We start from the raw sequence: 19,853 nt of genomic DNA on the forward strand, positions 1-19,853 counted from the left end.
GAATCAAGCCTCCCTAAGCAGTTGATAAGTGAAGCAAATCGGTTTGTTCGTCCGCGGGTCGCGGCCGATGTCAGCGTCAATGCCAAACACGTCGCGAAGCACATCGCGGCAAATGACGTCTTCGCTCGGCCCGGCTTTGACGATCGTGCCCGCCTTCATGGCGATCACATAGTCGGAAAACCGCGCCGCTTGGTTAATGTCATGGAGCACCATCACAATTGTCCGCCCTTCTTCTTTGTTCAGCCGTTCAAGCAGCTCGAGCACCTCGAGCTGGTGGGCGATGTCCAAATACGTCGTCGGTTCGTCCAAAAAGATGATGTCCGTCTCTTGAGCGAGCGACATGGCGATCCAGACGCGCTGCCGCTGTCCGCCGGAGAGGGCGTCAACCGGCCGGTGTTTCAAATCGGCTGTTTTCGTTACGGCAAGCGCCCAGTCGATTGCTTCGTAATCTTGTTTCGTTAGGCGGCCCCATCCTCTTTGATAAGGGAAGCGGCCGTACGAGACGAGCTCAGCGACGGTCAATCCGCTTGTCGCTTCCGGCGTCTGCGGCAAAATAGCTATTTTTTTCGCCAGTTCTTTCGTTGGCTGTTGCGAAATGGCCCGGCCGTCCAAAATGACGGCGCCGGACTGCGGGGAAATGATGCGCGTCAACGTCTTGAGCAGCGTCGATTTTCCGCATCCGTTTGGTCCAATAATGGCTGTGATTTGTCGGTCGGGAATGCGGACGGACAAGCGTTCGAAAATCGTCCGGTCATCGTAGCGGACGGTCAACTCCTCGGCGTATAGGCGGACCATGAGGCCACCTCCTTCCGGATCAAAAAATGATAATCAATATCAATATTATTATAGCGCATCCAATGAAAAAAACAATGATTTTTTGAAAATGGGAATCAATTTTATATAGATGCAATTTAAAGCTTTAACATTTTTCGTCTTTGCCGGTCATTGCATCCGACTGTCGAGTGACCGAACAACGCCGCTTCCAGACCCATGAATGGGTCTGTGAAGCGAGTCGTTGTTCGGTCTTCCGTCACGCTAAGGCGTGACGGAGGCAAGCCACACGCTTGCCTTCGACAGTCGAAAATGGGCAAACCACTTTTCTGTCAAGGATATGTTAAACTTCTTTGTTGCATCTATATAGTTGCAAAGAAGTGACTAATGAGTGTTGCGAAATAACAACATTTTTTAGCTGAATAACGGCAGAACTGTTGTTGCGAGATTGCAACAATATGTTGTTGTTTGGCAACAAGCGATCAAGTAAGATGAATTTTAGAAGGTTGGTGATTTAAGGGGAAATGCTGCTCTCCAACAGTGTTTCTCAAATTGAAAAACCTTGCAACACCATAACCTCCTTCCTTACGATTTCTCACAAACCGAGCGAATTCGTTGTTTTTCACCAGCCTTCTAGGGGTTTGTTTTTTCTGAATAGCGGGAACTTTTTTGGCACAAAAATTGCTTGAGTAGAAAATAAGGCGGAACGGTGGGAGAGGAAATGGCAATGATGGTCGGAGACATCATGGTGAAGGCAAAGGCAGTAATTTTTGAAAGCGATTCCCTTGATGAAGCGGCTCGGACATTCGTTGAATATGGACTTGATGGGATGGTCGTATGCCGTTGCAGTGAGGAAATCGTCGGCGTGGTGGCGGTCAAAGACGTGTTGTTCGGTCTTGTCCAAGGGAAAACAACTGTGCGTGAGGTGATGCGCCCGTCGCTGCCGCCGCTTTCCATTCACGACCGTGTGGAAGTGATCGAGTTTGGCGGCGGTCCGCTCCGGCCCGTTGTCGATGAGAGCGGACGCCTTGTCGGTGTGTTGACGAAAGAGCAGCATTTGACGGCATATGCGAAGGTGGCACAACTCCGCTTAAAACATTTGGATGCCATTTTCAACGCCGCCCATAACGGCATTTTATCGATCGATGCAAAAGGACGGATTACATCGATCAATCCACCGGCTGAGAAAATGGCGCGGACGACGAAAGAAGAAGCCATCGGCAAGTTTTTGACCGATGTCGTGATCCCGTCTGGCTTGCTCGAGGTCGTGCGCACCGGCAAAGGGCATACGGAAAAATACCGCGTCGGCAAGCGCGTCTATATTACAAACCGCTCGCCAATTATCGACGAGGGGAAGGTCGTTGGGGCGGTCGGGGTGTTTCAAGACATTTCCGAGATTGAATTTATCTCCAACGAACTTGAGACCGTCAAGCGCATCGTCAATGAATTGCAAACGGTGATGGAGGCATCCAGCGACGGCATCGCTATCACGGACCGCAGTGGAATGATCACGCGGCGAAACAAAAAATGGGATGCGCTGTTTCTAGGAACGGAGCAAGAGCGGGTGACCGCTCCGCTTGACCGGGTCGTTCGACAGGCGCTTGATGGACGTCAGCCCTGTTCGATGCTTCATCAGGGGACGGAAACAGGAAATATTTGGATCGTTTCCGCGGTGCCGATCATCGAGGAAGATGGGCGGGCAGAGCGGGTTGTTCTCTACGTCAAAGATATGACTGAGATGGAACAGCTGCGCTCGGAACTGGAGGAGACGAAACGGCTCCTTCATATGTTGGGCCGTCAGGAAGAAGATCATCTCATTTATCGCGCTCCAGCGATGGCGCATGTTGTCAATATCGCCCGCCAAGCGGCGGCTGTCGATGTGACGTTGTTGTTGACCGGAGAGTCGGGCACCGGGAAAGAGGAATTGGCGAACTACATTTGGAAACAAAGCGCCCGCCGCGCCCGACCGTTTGTGAAAGTGAATTGCGGGGCGATCCCCGAGACGTTGATGGAGTCTGAACTGTTCGGCTACGAGCCGGGGGCGTTCACCGGAGCGGCGAAGAAAGGGAAAAAAGGCTATTTCGAGCAGGCGGATGGCGGGACGATTTTTCTCGATGAAATCAGTGAAATTCCGCTTCACCTGCAAGTGAAGCTCCTTCGCGTGTTGCAGTCGATGGAAATCATGAGGTTGGGGGCGGAGGCGCCGAAGCGGATCGATGTGCGTGTCATCGCCGCGACGAACAAGCCGCTTGAGGAGCTTGTTGCCGCTGGGCGGTTTCGCGCTGATTTGTTTTACCGGCTGAACGTGATGCCGATTGCCATTCCGCCGCTGCGCGACCGGAAAGAAGATATTCCGCTCTTGGTTGACCATTACCGAAAGCGGTTTGCTAAAAAGTATCAAAAACAGCTCGTGTTCACCGACAGGGCGCTTGCGATGATGATGGACTACCATTGGCCTGGCAACGTCCGCGAGCTCGTCAACGCCATTGAGCGCATGTTTGTAACGTCTGCCGCGCCCGTCGTCGACGAAGATCACGTGGCGAAATGGCTTCATCTTGAGCCGCCGACGGCTGCCGATCCGGTGTCAGTCAGCGAGGTCGTTCCGCTCAAACAAGCGGTGGCGGACGTCGAGCGCCAGCTGATCATCAAGGCGCTTCACAAGGCGAAGACGTATCGGCGGGCTGCGAAACTGCTTGGTGTCGATGCGTCGACACTCGTGCGCAAGGCGCAAAAATATGGAATTCAATCATGGGGAGGGGAAGAAGATGGATTTCACGCTGCCAGCCGAGATTGAATTTTTAAAAGAAAACGTCCGCAAATTTGTGAGAGAAGTTGTCGAACCGGTGGCGATGGATATTGAGGAAAATGACCAGATTCCGCAAGATATCATTGAAAAGTCGAAAGAAATGGGGCTGTTTGGATTAAGCATTCCGGAAGAGTACGGAGGCCTCGGTTTGTCAATGGTCGGCAAATGCGCCATTTACGAAGAGCTCGGCAAAACGCATAACGGCTATACGACGTTAATCGGCGCCCATACCGGCATCGGCACCGTCGGCATCGTTGAGCTCGGCACGGAAGAACAAAAGCAGCGCTATTTGCCAAAGATGGCGACGGGCGAATGGATCGGCGCTTTTGCTCTCACTGAGCCCAGCGCCGGATCAAACGCCGCTGCGATCAAAACGACCGCCGTCCGCAAAGGCGACCGCTACATCATTAACGGCTCGAAACATTATATTACGAACGCTGTCGACGCCCATGTGTTTACCGTCATGGCAGTCACCGATCCGTCGAAAGGCCCGAAAGGCATCACGTCCTTTATCGTAGAAAAAGATTTTCCCGGCTTTATCGTCGGAAAAGTCGAGCGGAAAATGGGGCTGCGCGGATCGCATTCGGCTGAGCTGTTTTTTGACAACTTGGAAGTGCCGGCCGAAAACGTGCTCGGGAGAGAAGGCGAAGGGTATGTCAACGCCTTGAAGATTTTAGCGAACGGCCGTGCTGGTCTTGCCGCGCGCAACCTCGGCTCGTGCATCCGCCTCTTGGAATACTGCATGGAATACGCCGAACAGCGTGAACAGTTCGGCAAGCCGATTATCGAGCAGCAAGCGATCCAGCATATGCTGGCGGAAATGAGCATGTTGATCGAAGTGCTGCGTTCGACCGTCTACCGCGTCGCCTGGATGGTCGACCAAAAGATGCGCGTCGTCAAAGAAGCGGCCATCGCCAAGCTGTTCGGTTCGGAAGTGTACAACAAAATCGCTGACATGGCCGTGCAAATCCACGGCGGCCTCGGCTACATGAAAGACTACCCGATCGAACGTTACTTCCGCGATGCCCGCATTACGAAAATTTACGAAGGTACCTCGGAAATCCAGCGCAACATCATTGCGAGCGAACTGCGGAAAGAATACGGAAAAGTGCGGGCATGACCGGAGTAGGTGCTGTCCTAACGAGGTGCTGGCTTTCAAGAGGAGTGCGAGAGATTGAATAACAAATCAGCTCGATGCGGATATACGGCCGTGGCAGAGGAGGTCTCGATGCTGTTGTGACCCCCTCTGTTTTTTTAGCGTTATTGTCGGAAAATGTCATTCGCTTTTTGTTGACGAAAGAAAGGGAAGGTTGCTAGAATGAGGGAAATGATTGACTATTCATAACATTTTGGTCATTTTTACAACCTGCCTTTTTGCCAGCAACCCGCCTATTGTCGCAACAGCCTATTTGTAAGCCTTTACATTGATTGGTTGTCCCCGCGTTCATCTATCCAGAAGTACAACACCAGCCGACATTTCAAGAAAAATGGAAAAGGAGTGGTGAGCGTGCGTCGTGCCGAGCCGTTGGTCACAACAGGCAGCCGCGGGCTGCAGGAGGATTCGTTCCCGTTTCGGCTTTACCAAAAGGCAAAGCGGTTGGAAGCAGCGGCCCACGATTCGATTTTCGGACCCGACCACCATGCCGATATCATGAATTTCACCGCTCGCCAACTGGCAACGAGGATGGAAGTGTTGAAAAAAGCGCAGGAGAAACCGTTTGACGAGCTGTTCGGTCTTGAGGAAAGCGAAAACGTTGGCTAGAGGTTGAGAGTCGAAAACAAGGAAGGGAGAAATCGTCATGACCACTCATGTGCAAGTGCATCATTTTCCACTCTTCATTGACGGCCAATGGCAGCCGGCAACGAGCGGGGAAACGTTTCACGTATACAATCCGGCGACCGGAGAGGTGGTGGCGACTGTCGCGAAGGCGACAGCGGATGATGTTGACCGGGCGGTGAAGGCGGCGCGCAAGGCGTTTGACGAGACCGATTGGAAGGCGATGAAACCGAAAGAACGGGCGCGCGTGCTGAATGCGATCGCCCAAGCCATTGCCGCCAACGCTCAAGAGCTCGCCTATTTGGAAGCAATCTCAAGCGGAGGGACGATCCGGCGCATCAGCTCGATCGATATTTTGCAGACGGTCGATCTATTCCAAACGATGGCAAACATCGTCCAAGAGTACCCGTTTTCGGAAACACTGCCGATTCCGCCGTTTCCCGGACCGGCGCATAACTTTGTTTGGCGCGAGCCGATCGGGGTTTGCGCGGCGATCACACCATGGAACTTGCCGCTCATGATCGCGTCGTGGAAAATCGCCCCGGCGCTGGCAGCGGGCAATACGATCGTCGTGAAACCGGCGAGCTATACACCGCTGTCGACACTGAAGCTGGCGGAAATCATTTCGTCCTTCGTGCCGCCGGGGGTCATCAACGTGGTGGCTGGTCCCGGCGCCGATGTCGGGGAGGCGCTTGTCCGCCATCCGCAAGTGGACAAGGTGGCGTTCACCGGTTCGACGGAAGTCGGCCGCCGCATTATGGCGTTGGCGGCGGAAACGGTGAAAAACGTTACGCTTGAGCTTGGCGGCAAGTCGCCGAACATTTTGCTCGAAGATGCCGATTTGGACCTTGCCGTTCCCGGCAGTTTGTTTGGCGTCTTTTTGCACTCTGGTCAGTTGTGCGAATCGGGAACAAGGCTGTTTGTGCCTGACCGGCTCCATGATGAAGTGGTCGAGCGGCTTGTCGCCCTGACGAAGACGCTGCAAATCGGCCATCCGCTCGATCCGGCGACCGACGTCGGGCCGGTTATCTCCAAGCGGCAAAAAGAGACAGTGCTCTCCTATATTGAAGCCGGCAAGCAAGAAGGTGCGACCATTGTATGCGGAGGTCATGAAGTCGAAGTGCCCGGCTGTGAAGGCGGCCATTTTGTCGCGCCGACGATTTTTTCGAATGTCACGAATGACATGAAAATCGCTCAAGAAGAGATTTTCGGTCCAGTGTTGTCGATCATCCGCTATCATGACGTGGAAGAAGCGGTGACGATGGCCAACGACACGATCTACGGGCTTGCGGCCGGCGTCTGGACGCGAGACGTCAACAAGGCGTACGCCATCGCCGGGCGCCTGCAGGCTGGCGTCGTCTGGATCAATGACTGGCATATGCTTCGCAATGACGCGCCGTTTGGCGGCTACAAACAAAGCGGCATCGGGCGCGAGATGGGCAAATATTCACTTGATGCTTACACGCAGCTGAAGCATGTGCACACATCAATGGTGCCGGAGCTTGGGAAACGGAAATGGTATCAAGTGCTGTTTTCTCGCCTGCACACCATGATGAAAAAGTAAAGGGGGATGAAGGAACATGACGACGTTAGCGAACTTTTGGCTGCGCACGGCAATTTACACCGGGTCGAACACCCGAGCGCTCGTGCCGGATTTGTTTCGCGGGCTGGGCGCTAAACGGGTGCTATTGCTTTCTGACCGTGGGCTCGAGCAAGCTGGGGTTGTCGAAAAAGTAGCGAGCCTCTTTGACTTGACGACGCATGGAGTCGGACCAGAGCTTGTCGGCATCTTTTTGGATATCCGCCAGGATGCGGAAAGTGAATGCGTCAATGAAGCGGTGCGCTATGCGCGCGCTGTCGGAGCTGACGCCTTGTTGGCGGTCGGCGGCGGCAGTGTGCTCGATACGGCCAAAGGGGTGAAATACGCCCTGTTTAAAGGGTTGCGTGATATTAAAGAGGCGATTCCAGGCGGGCTGCGGTACGAGTCGTTCCCGCAAGCGCAATTCATGCCGATCCCGCACATCGCCATCCCGACGACGGCCGGCACGGGGTCGGAAGTATCGCCGATCGCAGTCATTTATAATGAAGAGCTGCGCTTGAAAACGAACATCATCAATCCGTTTATCAATGCTGATGTGGCCGTTTTGGATCCTGATTTAACGGTAGGGCTTCCCCCGAAGGTGACGGCGTTTACCGGCATGGACGCGCTCACCCATGCCATTGAAGCGCTCGCCTCGCCGATGGCGACCGCGCTCACCGATGCATGCGCCTTGCAGGCGATCCGTTTGATTCGTGACTACTTGCCGGAGGCGGTTCGTGACGGCGGGGACATCCGCGCCCGCTTGGAGATGCTGCATGCGAGCTTGCTTGGCATCACCGCGTTCAGCTTTGCGTTAAACGCCATTCCGGTGCACAATTTCGCCCATGCGTACGGAGCGATGTTTCGCATTCCACATGGCTTGGCGAACGCCGTCTTTTTGCCAGTCGTGATGGAAGCGATTCCGGAATTGTATTTGCCGAAAGCGAAGCTGTTGGCTCAAGCGCTTGGCATTTATGATCACGGTCAAGGCAATGAAGCGCTGTTGGTAAAGTCCATTGAGCGAATTCGCCAATTGCGCGATGACATCGGGCTGCCGGCTGATTTTGCCGACTATCCGATGACGGAAGAACAATTCGCGGCGACGATTCCAGCGGTGGCATCTGACCCGGCTGCGATCAGTTTCCCGATGCCGCCGGAGTTGATTCGGGCCATCGGCGAGCGCGTCGTCAAGCTGACAGTGGAAAAAGGATGAAGCAGCGTACCGACAAGCAAGGACAAGATTTGTCCAGTCTTATTCAGCCTTATTAAGCAAGAAAAAGGTGTCCCGCTGTGAGGGACACCCGTTTTTGTGCCTACTTAGCCCCGCGGCCGCCCGATAACCGTGTCTAACGACCAAAGCCGGCTGCCGTTCAGCCACAAATATACGGACATAGCGAGCAAGGCGAGATTGAATTCATAGCCCGTTTCCCGGCCGTTGCCGAGCAAGCCGGCGTCGACTTTCGCCGTGGCGATGGCCCCGACCATGATGACGGCAAATGCCGCGGCGATCGGGCGTGTGCCAAGGCCAAGCATCATCGCCCAGCCCCCAGCAAGCTCTATGATCGTCACGATGTAGGCGAGCCAGCCGGGAAGGCCCATAGCAACAAACGAATCCGCTGCCGCCTCAAGCCCCCGTTGCCATTTCACCCACCCATGGGCGAAAAAGATGAATCCGGTGACAATCCGCAATAGAAAGGCGCCTAGTTCGTGAGAATGCATCGGTTTTTGTCCTCCTTGTCCCAACAGCATGGTAGTACAATGTATGCGGGCGGGTCCGTCCCCATGCCTTTCGTTAGCCATTCGACCGGCAATGGGCTACAATGGAGGGGAAGCGCGTCAAAAGTAGAGGAGGATATGGCCGTGAAAATTGAAGTATGGTCCGATTTTGTCTGCCCGTTTTGCTATATCGGCAAACGTCGCTTGGAACAGGCGCTTGAACAGTTTCCGCACCGAGAAGATGTTGAGGTTGTATTTCGCAGCTTTGAATTGGATCCGAATGCGAAAAAAGAAACGCCATTGACGATTCACGAAATCATTGCTAACAAATACGGCATTTCAATCGAGGAAGCGAAGCGGGCCAATGCCGATGTCGGCAGGCAGGCGGAAGCGGTCGGATTGACATTCCGCTTTGAGACGATGAAGCCGACGAATACGTTTGACGCCCACCGTTTGGCTCATTATGCCAAGGAAAAAGGGAAGCTGAATGAAATGGTGGAACGGCTGTTTTATGCGTATTTCACGGAGTCAAAGCGAATCAGCGACCGCGATGTGCTGCTTGCGATCGCCGAAGCAACCGGGCTTGACCGGGCGGAAGCCGAGGAGGTGTTGGCAAGTGGTCGTTATACGGAAGAGGTGCGCCGCGACGAGGAAGAAGCAGCGGCGTTGGGCGTCCGCGGCGTACCGTTTTTCGTGCTGAATGGGAAGTATGCGATTTCGGGGGCCCAGCCGGTTGACGTGTTCCGGCGGGCGCTAGAGAAAGTATGGGAGGAAGAACAACAAGCTTCCCCGTTGCGGTCGTTGGCGGGTGAAGGCGGAATGTGCGCAGACGGAAGCTGCTCGATTGACTAGATCGCCTCAACCAAAAAGGAAAAGCCGGCTAGGGGTTTCTTAGCCGGCTTTTTTTGTTATTTTCACGGAGAAGCTTCTCGTTTAGTTAGATGAAACAAAAATGGGGAAGATTAACCGCGTTTCACAAACAGCGGCAAGTCCGTATGCCCCATGCCGCGGACGTAGACGAACAGCTGGCCTTTATGGTGGATTTCATGGTCCATTGCCAATTGCAGGAACTGAACTGTGGACATTTGCGTGCCAAAGATGGCAGTTAAATCAAGCGTCCGGTCGAAGTCGTCATCGCTCATCGATTCGATGAGCTGCCTCGTCTTTTCCGTATACGTTTCCGCCAGCTTGGCCAAATTCGTCTCCGGTTCCTCGATTTTTTGCCGGAACAGCGATAGATCGCCGTGTTTTGCCGTGTTAGCGAAATTGTAGAAGCTGAACAGCATATGCGTCGCCAGCTGCTTCGCTGTCATCGAGGTCGGCGTCGGTTTGTAATCATAATGCGCTTCGTCGATTTTGTGGATCAGTTCCATCGTGACATGGCGGTGGGAAAGGAAATATTGCACCCATTTTTTTGCGCGGGACATGGCTCTTCCTCCTTCTAGTTATGGAATTCTGTTTTCCATTTTACCATAAACATCTTCTCTATCGTCAGCGGGGAAGCTTGACCCGAAAGGTGGTCCCTTGGCCAGGGGTGCTATGGACATCGATTGTTCCGCCGTGAGCCGATACGAATTCTTTGGCAATGGCAAGACCCAATCCGGTTCCCCCGCGATTTCGCGTTCTGGCTTCATCTGTGCGGTAAAATCGATCGAACAAAAAAGGCAAATGCTCCGGCGCGATGCCGATGCCTGTATCTGAAACCTCTTGCTTTGGCTCATTTCCCTTAATGGCAATGGAAGAAATCCCCCTTATTCATTACAATGAAAGTAAATCATGAAAATCATGCACGCGAGGTAGTGGACAGGCGTCATGATGAAAAGGGGTGGGTAAAGATGGAACATCACTCTTCGTCCCATGTTCCGCGCATAAAAGTGCTCATCGCCGATGACAATCCCTTTGTCCGCGAAGGGCTGCGGATCATCTTAAGCACGTATGACGAGTTTGATGTCGCCGCGACTGTAGGCGATGGGAAAGAGGCAGTGGACTATTGTCGACATCATGAAGTTGATGTCGCGTTATTGGATGTGCGCATGCCGAACATGAATGGAGTGGAAGCGACAAAGCTTCTATGCGAGCAGACGAAGACAAAGCCGCTCATCTTGACGACGTTTGATGATGATGAATACATTCTAGACGCCATTCAATACGGTGCAAAAGGATATTTTTTGAAAAATACCGATCCGGAACGAATCCGCGAAGCGATCAAAGCGGTTTATCACGGCCAAGTGGTGATGCAGGAGATTGTGATGGACAAAATTAAGTCCAACTTAAAAGAAGAAACAGAAGCAGCCCCGAAAATCGATAAAAGCCTGTTTACGGAACGAGAGTTGGACATTATGGCGCTCATTGCGAAGGGGCTTTCGAATAAAGAGATTGCCAAACAGCTATTTCTCTCCGAGGGAACGGTGGCCAATTACATCACATCGATTTTGGACAAAACCGGACTGCAACATCGAACGCAAATTGCCGTTTATTATCTGACGGGAAAAGTCGGCTGAGGGGATGTTATGGAATCGCTGCTGATCATTTACAAGCTGATTGTATGGGGCTATGCGGCATTCGATTACATTTCATCGAAACAGAGAACGGGAGCGGGCTTTGTTCTAGTCTCTCTGATCTATTTTTGTCTTCAGCTGTTTGCCCTGATCGTTCGCCATATGAGTTGGAAAAGGGGAGCGGCGTTTGGTTCCGTTGTTCTTCTCGTTCTAGCCGCCGCCTTTGTGGAGCCGCTGTGGGCGTTGTTGCTGCCTCTCAATGGGTATGAGCTGGCCTCCGTGTATATCCACCGAGTTTGGGGGATCGGGGCGGTGTTGTTGACGCCGATGATTTGGCTTGATCCATCGGCGGGGAAATTATACGGCTTTGTGGCATTGTTCAGTTTTGTCAGCGTGACGGCAGTCAAGCGGCACATCGAGCGGATGGAACAACAAGAAGATCGTTTGGATCAAATGCGCAACGATTTGCATCGGCTGACAAGAAGGATCAGCGAATATCATCAATACATCAAGCAGTCGGAATATACGTTGCAGTTGGAAGAACGGAACCGTCTGTCGCAGCGCATCCATGACCAAATCGGCCACTCGCTCGCTGGAGCGCTCATTCAGATGGAGGCGGCCAAACGGTTGATGGATGGGGACCGCGACAAGGCGAAACAACTGTTGGAAAACGCCATCCATATTTCCAAAGAAGGCATGGAACATCGGTGAAAAAGCTCAATGAGATGGGATGCACGATCATTTATACAAGCCACTATATGGAGGAAGTGGAGGAGATTTGCACACGGATCGCCATCATTGATCATGGAAAGATCATCGCAGAGGGGACAAAGGAGCAGCTGGAAGCGATTATCACCGATACAAAAGATATTTGGCTGGAAATCAGGGGAATGGATCGGCTCAACAAGCAGCATCTTCAAGACATTCCCGGGGTCAAGGCGGTGCAATGTGAAGAAAATATGATCAAAATCAGTTCGGATATCAGTGTCAATAATTTAAACGAAATTGTGCAATGCCTGATCAATGACGGTGTCGAAATCCGTTCGCTTGAAGACAAATCACCGAACTTGGAAACGGTCTTTCTGGCGCTGACGGGGAGAAATTTGCGGGATTAGCTGTTTGGAGTGCCATCATGCGAGGGAGGTGCTTCTTTTGAATATTTTTCGCATTGCAGCCAAGGAAATCAAAAGCGATTTTCGTGATGTCCGGACGCTATTTTTTATGCTGCTGTTTCCGATCGTACTGATGTTCATCTTAGGAACAGCCCTTTCCAACACGTTTCACTGGACGATTTCCGTCGGAAAATCAATTTTTTGTTATATTTTGGAACTCCGTTGGCGGCGATCCTTTTGTCTTTGTTTGCGGCCGGGGGCAACCCTGTCAAGGAAGTTCGCATTGGAATCGTCAATGAGGATCAAGGACGGATTACCGATGATACGATCCGTTTTCTGAAAAGCCTTGATCATCTCTCCGTGAAAAGCGTGAAGTTATCAGCGGTCGATGAGCAAATCACCTCGCAAAAGATGGATGGCGTGCTGATTTTTCGCCAAGGGTTTTCCGAAAGCGTCCAGCACGGCCAGCCCCGGCCGATCGAACTTGTCTCGCTCAAGGGAGCGGAAATCACGATGTTCATCAAGTCGTACTTGCATGAATACATCGATCATTTGGCGACATTGGGGCGATTGGCCAATGGGGATCGCGATCTCTTTTGGAAGATGTATGAACGGTATCAACAAGCGCCGTTCCGCCTGTCCGTTCACTCGCTGTCCGACACAGCCAAACAAAAAGGGGTCACGTATCAAACGATCGGTTATTTGGTCATGATTATGTTGATGTCAGCGGGAAATTTGACGGAGATCATCATCAAAGAAAAAGAAGAGCGCACCTATTCCCGCTTATTGACGACGCCGATTCAGGCGAGAACGTATGTGTTATCGAATATCGTGGTGAATTTGTTGATGATGGCGGCACAAATCATCGTGACAATCGCGGCCATGAAGAACATCTTTCATATTGATCCTAATATTCCGATGTGGCAAATGGCCCTGGTGCTCCTGCTTTTCTCTTTATCCGCGATCGGCTTGTCTTTGATTACCGTGATGTTTGCGAACAGCTCTGCTTCCGCCGGGGCGCTGCAGCCATTGATTACCGTGCCGACATGTATGCTGGCCGGCTGTTTTTGGCCGGTCGAGCTGATGCCGAAATTTTTGCAAAAAGCGGCGTATTTTATACCGCAGCGGTGGGCGCTCGATTGTTTGGTAAAGCTGCAGGAGGGGCGCTCTTTCGGAAGTTTGTATTGGCATCTGTTGATTCTTCTCGCCTTTGCGCTGACCTTTTTCCTTCTGGCTGTTTACAAGTTCAGTCGAAGCCAACAGAGTGGACAGTTTGTATAATGCCTAGCGGTCTATGTTTTCTTGTATGGCTGTGTGGGGGGCTTTCATCATATCGAACAAGTCGATCAGCGGGAATGTCAGGTGCAGTCGTTTTTTTGACTGCGCCTTATTTGTTGGCCTTGGGGAAGTATCTATGGCATTTTGGAGTGCCACGCTTATGCTAACAGTGCCATATTCCGAAACGACGAAGGATGTGAAAGGAGAAGAAAGATGGTTAAAATTTTTCTCGATCCAGGTCACGGTGGGAACGATGCCGGCGCGGTCGGCAACGGGTTGTTGGAAAAAGACATTACGTTGTTTATCGCTCTCGAAATCAATCGTCTGTTGCAAAATGAGTATGAAGGAGTTTCCGTGCAGCTAAGCCGAACAAAAGATGAAACGGTGTCACTTGATGAGCGGACGGACCGTGCCAATCAATGGGGGGCGGATGTATACGTCGCGATTCACGTGAATGCTGGCGGCGGCACGGGGTATGAAGATTATATTTATAATCGGCTCGATGACGATTCGGCAACAGCCCGCATTCGTGATGCCATTCATGAAGAAGTCGTCAAAGCTACGGGATTTCGCGATCGTGGGAAAAAGAAAGCGAATTTTCATGTGCTGCGGGAGACCGCGATGCCAGCCGTGCTCACGGAGAACGGGTTTATTGACCGGGAAGAGGATGCAGGAAAACTGAATGATACCCGTTTTTTGCGCATGGTCGCCCGCGGGCATGTGAACGGGTTGGAGCGGGCGCTTGGGCTGCGGAAGAAACCGAATGCTCCGAACGATCCTCCGCCAAGCAGGCCGGACGAAGGAGGGGGACAGGCGCCAAGTGGGAGTGATTTGACGCGCGTCATCGTGGATGGGACGCAAGTCGGGGCATTTGCGGAGAAGGAAAATGTGCTGCGCCAAGTGGAGCGTTATTTAGGAAAAGCAAAATACATTGTGTTGGAGCGGATTGGAATGTAAATAAGAAAGGCTTGCCTAGTTTTCGCTGGGCGAGCTTTTTGTTTGTTTGTCTTGGTGAGCTCGCCGCTTCTTTCGCGATCTTTCCCTCATATGAGTATAGCGAAACACGCAAGGAGGGGAAGAATGTGTTCACCTATTCGATCGTGCAGCTCGCTCGCCGCCATGCAGCGCGGCTTGACCGTCCGCTTCGTCATGCGCTTGTCAATATGTATAAGCCCATGATGCGCATGCCGTGCATTTTCCATCGTTGGGTGGAGCGATGGCTGAGGAAATGGCGGACGCTTTCCGTCTTGATTGAAGTCGAAAATGCTGAAGGGATGGAGGCAGTGGCCAAGGCGGAACGCGATCATTTCCGTATGAAAGTACGCCACCATTTTCGCCATGTTCCCTTCTACAGCGCACGGGTGACGCCGGCAGCGATTGAGCAGCTGCTCGAGCATCCGAAAGTGAAAAAAGTGTACCTCAATCGGCAGGTCAAGGCGCTGTTAAACAATGCAGTCCCATCGGCCAATGCCAAACATGTGGCTGTCAACGGAACGGAGTTAAGCGGAAAAGGAGTGACGATCGCCATTGTCGACACAGGCATTTACCCGCACCCGGACTTGGAGGGGAGGATTGCTGCCTTTGTAGATTTCGTCAATGGGCGTACGACGCCATATGATGACAACGGACACGGTACGCACTGCGCTGGTGATGCCGCTGGGAACGGGCGCATGTCCGATGGGCTGTATGCTGGACCGGCGTACGAGGCAAACCTTATCGGCGTTAAGGTGCTCGACCGTTCAGGAAGCGGGACGCTGGAAACGATCATGCGCGGCATTGAGTGGTGCATTGATTACAATAAGAAAAACTTGACCAAGCGAATCCATATTATTTCCTTATCGCTTGGAGGGGAACCGCAGCCGTTTCCGATAGAAAATGATGATCCGCTCGTGCAAGTCGCGGAGCAGGCGTGGGAGCAGGGTATTGTCGTCTGTGCGGCGGCAGGGAATGAAGGGCCGAATTATGGGACGATTTCAAGCCCCGGCATTAGCGACCGCATCATTACCGTCGGTGCTCTTGACGATCATGATACGGCGACAACGCGCGCCGACGATGATGTGGCGTCGTTTTCAAGCCGAGGGCCGACGGAGTACGGGGTGACAAAACCGGATCTCGTCGTCCCAGGGGTCAACATTATTTCGCTTCGCGCCCCGCGTTCATTTCTTGACAAGATGAATAAGCAAAGCCGGGTCGGTGACCATTATATATCGATGTCCGGCACGTCGATGGCGACGCCGATTTGCGCCGGCATTGTCGCGTTGATGCTTCAGGCCAAACCAAATGCAACGCCGGATGAAATCAAGCGGGCGTTAAAAGACGGCGCCGATTTGTGGAAAGGGCGAGACCCGAACGTATATGGAGCAGGTTACGTGAATGGGAAACGGGCCATTGAGCAACTGCTGCAGCGCTAGAAAAAAAGAGGGAGGCGATCATTGATCGCTTCCCTCTTCACGGTTATTGTAATCATATTTTGACGGATCGACCGGCTTGAAGCCTTTCGGTGTATAGAACCGGAGCAAATCGCCATAGACGACTTTATCCGATAGGTCAAGCTTCGTACGGACGATTTGTTCGAGCCGCTGAATTTCCGGCGTGCTTTCAAGAGGTTCGCCTGTTTTCGTGTCATAGTACTTGCCGTTGACCGCTGTCACCTTCGGCGTGACAAAGTCGCCGTTGCGGAACGGAACGATTTCTTGATGTTCAGGTGACAGCAAATCCGTTCCAAAATGGACGTAATTTTTTGTATCAATGCCCAGCAGGTGCAAGACCGTCGGCAACAAATCGATTTGGCCGCCAAACTCGTGAATGACGCCGCCTTTTATGCCCGGCACGTGGATGAACAGCGGCACCCGTTGCAATTGCGCATGTTCATACGGCGTAATTTCTTTTCCTAAAATTTGCGCCATGGCTTTGTTATGATTTTCCGAAATGCCGTAATGGTCGCCGTACAAAATGATGACCGAGCGGTCGTACAGACCCGATTTTTTCAAGTAGTCAAAGAACTCTTTCACTGCTTCATCCAAATAGCGTGCCGTTTGGAAATAACGGTCGACCGAGCCGTCGCCTGTCGTCGCCGGCGGGATCGTCGCATCCTCCTCGCTGATCGGGTATGGGAAATGATTCGACAGCGTAATAAATTTCACATAGAACGGTTCTTTCAATGTTTCTAATAGCGGGATCGACTCCCGGAAGAACGGTTTATCTTTCAGACCGTAGTTCAAGACGTCCTCGTCGTTCATATCGTAGTAGCTGGCGTCAAAGAAATGGTCAAAGCCGAACGACTTGTAAATTTCATCGCGGTTCCAGAACGTTTTGTAGTTGCCGTGGAAGACGGCGCTTGTATAGCCGTATTGGTGCAAAATGGCCGGAGCCGCCTGATACGTGTTTTGTCCTTTCGTCGTAAAGACAGCGCCTTGCGGCAAGCCAAACAGCGAGTTTTCGAGCATAAACTCCGCATCCGACGTTTTCCCTTGTCCTGTTTGATGGAAGAAGTTATCGAAATAGAACGTGTTCGGATCGCGGGTGAGCGAGTTTAAGAACGGGGTGACTTCTTCACCGTTCAACTTATAGTTAATCACAAAGTTTTGCAGCGACTCTAAATGAATGTAAATGACGTTTTTCCCTTTCGCCACGCCGAAATATTTCGGGTTCGGTTTGGCATACGTCGCCTGCACATAGTTCAGCACAGTCGTGATGTCGCTTTTGTTTGCGAACGCCCGCTGCGTCGATGATTTCATGCTTTGGAACGCATCGTAAATCAAATAGTTGTACACGCCTAAATATTTGACGATATAGTTGCGGTCGAACGTTCTTGTCAAGAGCTGCGGGCGGTCGGTCTCAGCGAGCGCCAAGTTGATGCTGAACATCAGAATGGCCGAAGCGAAAATGGCGCCTTTTTTGAATCGGCCGGCCTGCACTTCCGGGAGCGAGAATCGCTTCGAGAAAACGATCACCGCCAAAATGATCGTATCCAAGAAATAGAACACGTCATACCAGCGGAGCAACTCCCAAATGCTTCTGCCGAGATCGCCGAAGTTTTTCGTTTGCGTCAACGTCGGGAATGTAATAAAATCGCTGAAAAAACGATAATAAACGATATTGGCGTATAGAATGAACGATAAAACGAAATTAATAATAATGAGCCATTTGTACACACGCGTTTCCTTGGCCAACAGCGCCAACCCAAGGAAGAATACCGCCGAGCTGATCGGGTTGATGAACAATAAAAACTCCTGCATGGAGTTGCTGATGCCAAGGTTAAATTCCGCTAAATAGGCGGCGTACGTCTTCAACCAAAATAAGAGCACGGCAAAAATAAAAAAGCCAATGTATTGGTTAGGGAGAGAACGACATTTTTTCAACCATTTTTCCCAAATTGCCTTCACGTCCTCTTCTCCTCCTTTGCCTCGTATTCTTAACGATGCTTCTATGTTTATATCAACAGCCGTTGCCCACAGCAACAAACGTTTTATTCTTACATGATTTTACATCGGAACGTCTCCATGTCAAGTAGCATAATACGTCTGTTGCCAAAAGTCAATGGAATGTTTTTATGGGACTGGTGCAAGCCCCCTTCCGCGCTTCAATGCCTGTGTGGTCCCAGTCGGACTGCCATTTGCCATTCATATAGACGAACGGAGACGGAAAAGGTTTCAATGCATCCACATTCTTGAAGTCGGTGGCCATGCCCTTTATCCATTTTATTATGCAGAAAGAATGTTATGATGAAAATGGTTTAGAGTACCCGAACAAGCTTGTTTTTGGTATATTTTTTCTATGCATCATCCACAACTATAAAGAGGCGATTATGTGAGCGAGGGGGAAGGGATGGGGCTTTGAATACGAACCGTAAATTTTTCGATCCGCCGAAAGTATTAGTGTCCGGCTTTGCCTTGATTATTTTGGTTGGAGCTTTCTTGTTGATGCTGCCGACGGCGACCGTTGACGGAAAAGGACTTCCGTTTTTAGACGCCTTGTTTACGGCGACATCTGCTACGTGCGTGACCGGACTTGTTGTGGTTGATACGGGGACGACGTTCACGTTGTTCGGCCAGCTGGTCATTTTAGCGCTGATCCAAGTGGGCGGGCTTGGATTTATGACATTTGCTACGTTGTTTGCCTTTTTGCTCGGCAAGCGGATTTCCTTGAAAGAGCGGTTGTTGCTGCAAGAGGCGCTCAATCAGCTGAGCATCGAAGGGATTGTTCGGCTCGTGAAACGCATTCTCGTTTTTACCGTCGTCATTGAGGGCATCGGCGGATTGCTGTTGGCGATTCGTTTCTCGTTCGATATGCCGTTTTGGAAAGCCGTGTACTTTGGGTTCTTTCATGCGATTTCCAACTTTAACAACGCCGGCTTTGACTTGATGGGCGAGTTTCGCAGTTTGACCGGCTATGTGGAAGATCCGGTCGTGAGCCTTGTCGTGCCGATTTTAATTATACTGGGCGGCATCGGATTTATTGTCATGAATGAAGTGTATGAGTACCGGCAAACACGGCGGCTGTCTCTTCATACGAAGGTGGTGGTCATCACGACGGCATGGCTGGTGTTTGCCAGCATGGCGCTGATATTGCTGCTGGAGTGGAACAATCCGAAGACGATGGGGCCGCTGTCGCTCTCAGGCAAGTTTTTGTCCGCGTTTTACCAAGCGGTCACTCCGAGAACGGCGGGCTCGAATACGCTTAACATCCCGGATTTGACGCAACCGACGCTGTTTTTGATCGTTTTTCTCATGTTTGTCGGCGCTTCCCCGGGTTCGACGGGCGGAGGAATCAAAACAACGACATTTACGACCTTGCTCGGCGCGGTTTGGTCGCAAATCCGCGGGAAGGAAGACGTCATTTTGTTCCGAAAACGAATCGTCTACGATACGGTATACAAGTCGCTGACCGTGACGATGAGCGGATTGTTTGTCGTCATGCTTGTGACGATGGTGTTGACGATCACCGAGAGCGGAAAAGACTTTCTCATGATTTTATTCGAAGCGACGTCGGCGTTTGGGACCGTCGGACTGTCGATGGGACTGACTCCAGAGTTGTCTCCGCTCGGAAAGGCGGTCATTATCTTGACGATGTTTGCCGGCCGCGTCGGTCCGCTGACGATCGCGTACGCGGTCACGCTGCGCCGTCAGCCTGATCCGTTCCGCTATCCGAAAGGGAAAATTATGATTGGATAGAGGCAAGACAGGAAAAAGAAAGAAAGCATAAAGATAAGGACGGTTTATGCGAAAAAGCGGCTCAAAGGCAGAGAAAATCGTTGTTTTTTCCGCTTTTTCACTGTTTACGGAGAAAAGGGGGAGGAGTAATATATGGAAGCAGA

Annotated in this window: 16 protein-coding genes and 3 pseudogenes; 14 read left to right on the forward strand and 5 right to left on the reverse strand. The window is 51.8% G+C overall.

All coding sequences use genetic code 11. The features are described from left to right. Nucleotides 1-3 precede the first annotated feature (3 nt). Nucleotides 4-795, reverse strand: a complete 792-nt coding sequence (locus tag DI44_RS15100) for an ABC transporter ATP-binding protein (RefSeq protein WP_033024516.1) — start codon at nt 793-795, stop codon at nt 4-6. Nucleotides 796-1,492: 697 nt separating this feature from the next. Here DI44_RS15100 and DI44_RS15095 point away from each other — a divergent pair. The 5 genes from DI44_RS15095 (at nt 1,493) to DI44_RS15075 (ending at nt 8,146) form a co-directional block, all read left to right on the forward strand. Then, entirely contained in the window at nt 1,493-3,565 is a 2,073-nt protein-coding gene (locus DI44_RS15095; RefSeq protein ID WP_033024518.1) for a sigma-54-dependent Fis family transcriptional regulator, read from the forward strand. Further along, the gene (locus DI44_RS15090) at nt 3,537-4,697 is read left to right on the forward strand and encodes an acyl-CoA dehydrogenase family protein (RefSeq protein WP_011229707.1); all 1,161 of its coding nucleotides are present in this window, start codon (nt 3,537-3,539) and stop codon (nt 4,695-4,697) included. The genes DI44_RS15095 and DI44_RS15090 overlap by 29 nt, the downstream gene beginning before the upstream one ends. Before the next feature lie 387 nt (nt 4,698-5,084). Further along, entirely contained in the window at nt 5,085-5,339 is a 255-nt protein-coding gene (locus DI44_RS15085; protein WP_011229708.1) for a hypothetical protein, read from the forward strand. Nucleotides 5,340-5,376: 37 nt separating this feature from the next. Beyond that, nucleotides 5,377-6,918 carry an aldehyde dehydrogenase family protein gene (locus tag DI44_RS15080; RefSeq protein WP_011229709.1) on the forward strand — a complete coding sequence of 514 codons (1,542 nt, stop codon included), beginning with the start codon at nt 5,377-5,379 and terminating at the stop codon, nt 6,916-6,918. 16 nt (nt 6,919-6,934) lie between these two features. Next, entirely contained in the window at nt 6,935-8,146 is a 1,212-nt protein-coding gene (locus DI44_RS15075; protein WP_011229710.1) for an iron-containing alcohol dehydrogenase, read from the forward strand. Between the two features lie 104 nt (nt 8,147-8,250). On the opposite strand, the gene DI44_RS15070 is transcribed toward DI44_RS15075, so the two are convergent. After that, nucleotides 8,251-8,652, reverse strand: coding sequence for a DoxX family protein (locus tag DI44_RS15070; RefSeq protein WP_011229711.1), 402 nt, complete (start codon nt 8,650-8,652; stop codon nt 8,251-8,253). A 141-nt stretch (nt 8,653-8,793) separates the two neighbouring features. On the opposite strand from DI44_RS15070, the gene DI44_RS15065 reads away from it, so the two are divergent. Further along, a complete protein-coding gene (locus tag DI44_RS15065; RefSeq protein WP_011229712.1) occupies nt 8,794-9,501 on the forward strand; it encodes a DsbA family oxidoreductase in 708 nt (235 codons plus the stop codon). Between the two features lie 110 nt (nt 9,502-9,611). Here DI44_RS15065 and DI44_RS15060 read toward each other — a convergent pair whose 3' ends face one another. Both DI44_RS15060 and DI44_RS15055 read right to left on the reverse strand, forming a co-directional pair. After that, a complete protein-coding gene (locus DI44_RS15060) occupies nt 9,612-10,076 on the reverse strand; it encodes a DinB family protein (protein ID WP_020278921.1) in 465 nt (154 codons plus the stop codon). A 64-nt stretch (nt 10,077-10,140) separates the two neighbouring features. After that, nucleotides 10,141-10,353: pseudogene (locus DI44_RS15055) on the reverse strand (ATP-binding protein); the annotation flags it as partial. 131 nt (nt 10,354-10,484) lie between these two features. On the opposite strand from DI44_RS15055, the gene DI44_RS15050 reads away from it, so the two are divergent. The 7 genes and pseudogenes from DI44_RS15050 (at nt 10,485) to DI44_RS15025 (ending at nt 15,948) form a co-directional block, all read left to right on the forward strand. Further along, on the forward strand, nt 10,485-11,150 hold the full coding sequence (locus DI44_RS15050) for a response regulator transcription factor (protein ID WP_021322039.1): 666 nt from the start codon (nt 10,485-10,487) through the stop codon (nt 11,148-11,150). Between the two features lie 450 nt (nt 11,151-11,600). After that, nucleotides 11,601-11,858 (forward strand): histidine kinase, encoded by a 258-nt coding sequence (locus DI44_RS19340; protein ID WP_223812679.1) that lies wholly within the window; start codon nt 11,601-11,603, stop codon nt 11,856-11,858. Then, nucleotides 11,852-12,262 (forward strand): annotated as a pseudogene (locus tag DI44_RS15040) (export ABC transporter ATP-binding protein); the annotation flags it as partial. The gene DI44_RS19340 and the pseudogene DI44_RS15040, both read left to right, overlap by 7 nt. Nucleotides 12,263-12,299: 37 nt before the next feature. Then, nucleotides 12,300-12,431 (forward strand): annotated as a pseudogene (locus DI44_RS18560) (ABC transporter permease); the annotation flags it as partial. A 20-nt stretch (nt 12,432-12,451) separates the two neighbouring features. Further along, nucleotides 12,452-13,540, forward strand: coding sequence for an ABC transporter permease (locus tag DI44_RS15035; RefSeq protein WP_278248260.1), 1,089 nt, complete (start codon nt 12,452-12,454; stop codon nt 13,538-13,540). Between the two features lie 210 nt (nt 13,541-13,750). Then, nucleotides 13,751-14,494: an N-acetylmuramoyl-L-alanine amidase gene (locus DI44_RS15030; RefSeq protein ID WP_033024524.1), complete on the forward strand. Its 744-nt coding sequence runs from the start codon at nt 13,751-13,753 to the stop codon at nt 14,492-14,494. Between the two features lie 125 nt (nt 14,495-14,619). Next, on the forward strand, nt 14,620-15,948 hold the full coding sequence (locus DI44_RS15025; RefSeq protein ID WP_033024526.1) for a S8 family serine peptidase: 1,329 nt from the start codon (nt 14,620-14,622) through the stop codon (nt 15,946-15,948). An 18-nt stretch (nt 15,949-15,966) separates the two neighbouring features. Here DI44_RS15025 and DI44_RS15020 read toward each other — a convergent pair whose 3' ends face one another. Further along, nucleotides 15,967-17,922, reverse strand: coding sequence for an LTA synthase family protein (locus DI44_RS15020; protein ID WP_021322035.1), 1,956 nt, complete (start codon nt 17,920-17,922; stop codon nt 15,967-15,969). A 450-nt stretch (nt 17,923-18,372) separates the two neighbouring features. Here DI44_RS15020 and DI44_RS15015 point away from each other — a divergent pair, with 450 nt between their 5' ends. Further along, the gene (locus DI44_RS15015; protein ID WP_033024527.1) at nt 18,373-19,710 is read left to right on the forward strand and encodes a TrkH family potassium uptake protein; all 1,338 of its coding nucleotides are present in this window, start codon (nt 18,373-18,375) and stop codon (nt 19,708-19,710) included. Nucleotides 19,711-19,853 lie beyond the last annotated feature (143 nt).

It is taken from the genome of Geobacillus sp. CAMR5420, from assembly GCF_000691465.1.
Classification (GTDB): domain Bacteria; phylum Bacillota; class Bacilli; order Bacillales; family Anoxybacillaceae; genus Geobacillus; species Geobacillus thermoleovorans.

Bases quoted from the DNA above. Each gene is read 5' to 3' on its own strand.
- DI44_RS15100 (WP_033024516.1), bottom strand. From the start codon at position 795: ATGGTCCGCCTATACGCCGAGGAGTTGACCGTCCGCTACGATGACCGG.
- DI44_RS15095 (WP_033024518.1), top strand. From the start codon at position 1,493: ATGGCAATGATGGTCGGAGACATCATGGTGAAGGCAAAGGCAGTAATT.
- DI44_RS15090 (WP_011229707.1), top strand. From the start codon at position 3,537: ATGGATTTCACGCTGCCAGCCGAGATTGAATTTTTAAAAGAAAACGTC.
- DI44_RS15080 (WP_011229709.1), top strand. From the start codon at position 5,377: ATGACCACTCATGTGCAAGTGCATCATTTTCCACTCTTCATTGACGGC.
- DI44_RS15075 (WP_011229710.1), top strand. From the start codon at position 6,935: ATGACGACGTTAGCGAACTTTTGGCTGCGCACGGCAATTTACACCGGG.
- DI44_RS15070 (WP_011229711.1), bottom strand. From the start codon at position 8,652: ATGCATTCTCACGAACTAGGCGCCTTTCTATTGCGGATTGTCACCGGA.
- DI44_RS15060 (WP_020278921.1), bottom strand. From the start codon at position 10,076: ATGTCCCGCGCAAAAAAATGGGTGCAATATTTCCTTTCCCACCGCCAT.
- DI44_RS15050 (WP_021322039.1), top strand. From the start codon at position 10,485: ATGGAACATCACTCTTCGTCCCATGTTCCGCGCATAAAAGTGCTCATC.
- DI44_RS19340 (WP_223812679.1), top strand. From the start codon at position 11,601: ATGCGCAACGATTTGCATCGGCTGACAAGAAGGATCAGCGAATATCAT.
- DI44_RS15030 (WP_033024524.1), top strand. From the start codon at position 13,751: ATGGTTAAAATTTTTCTCGATCCAGGTCACGGTGGGAACGATGCCGGC.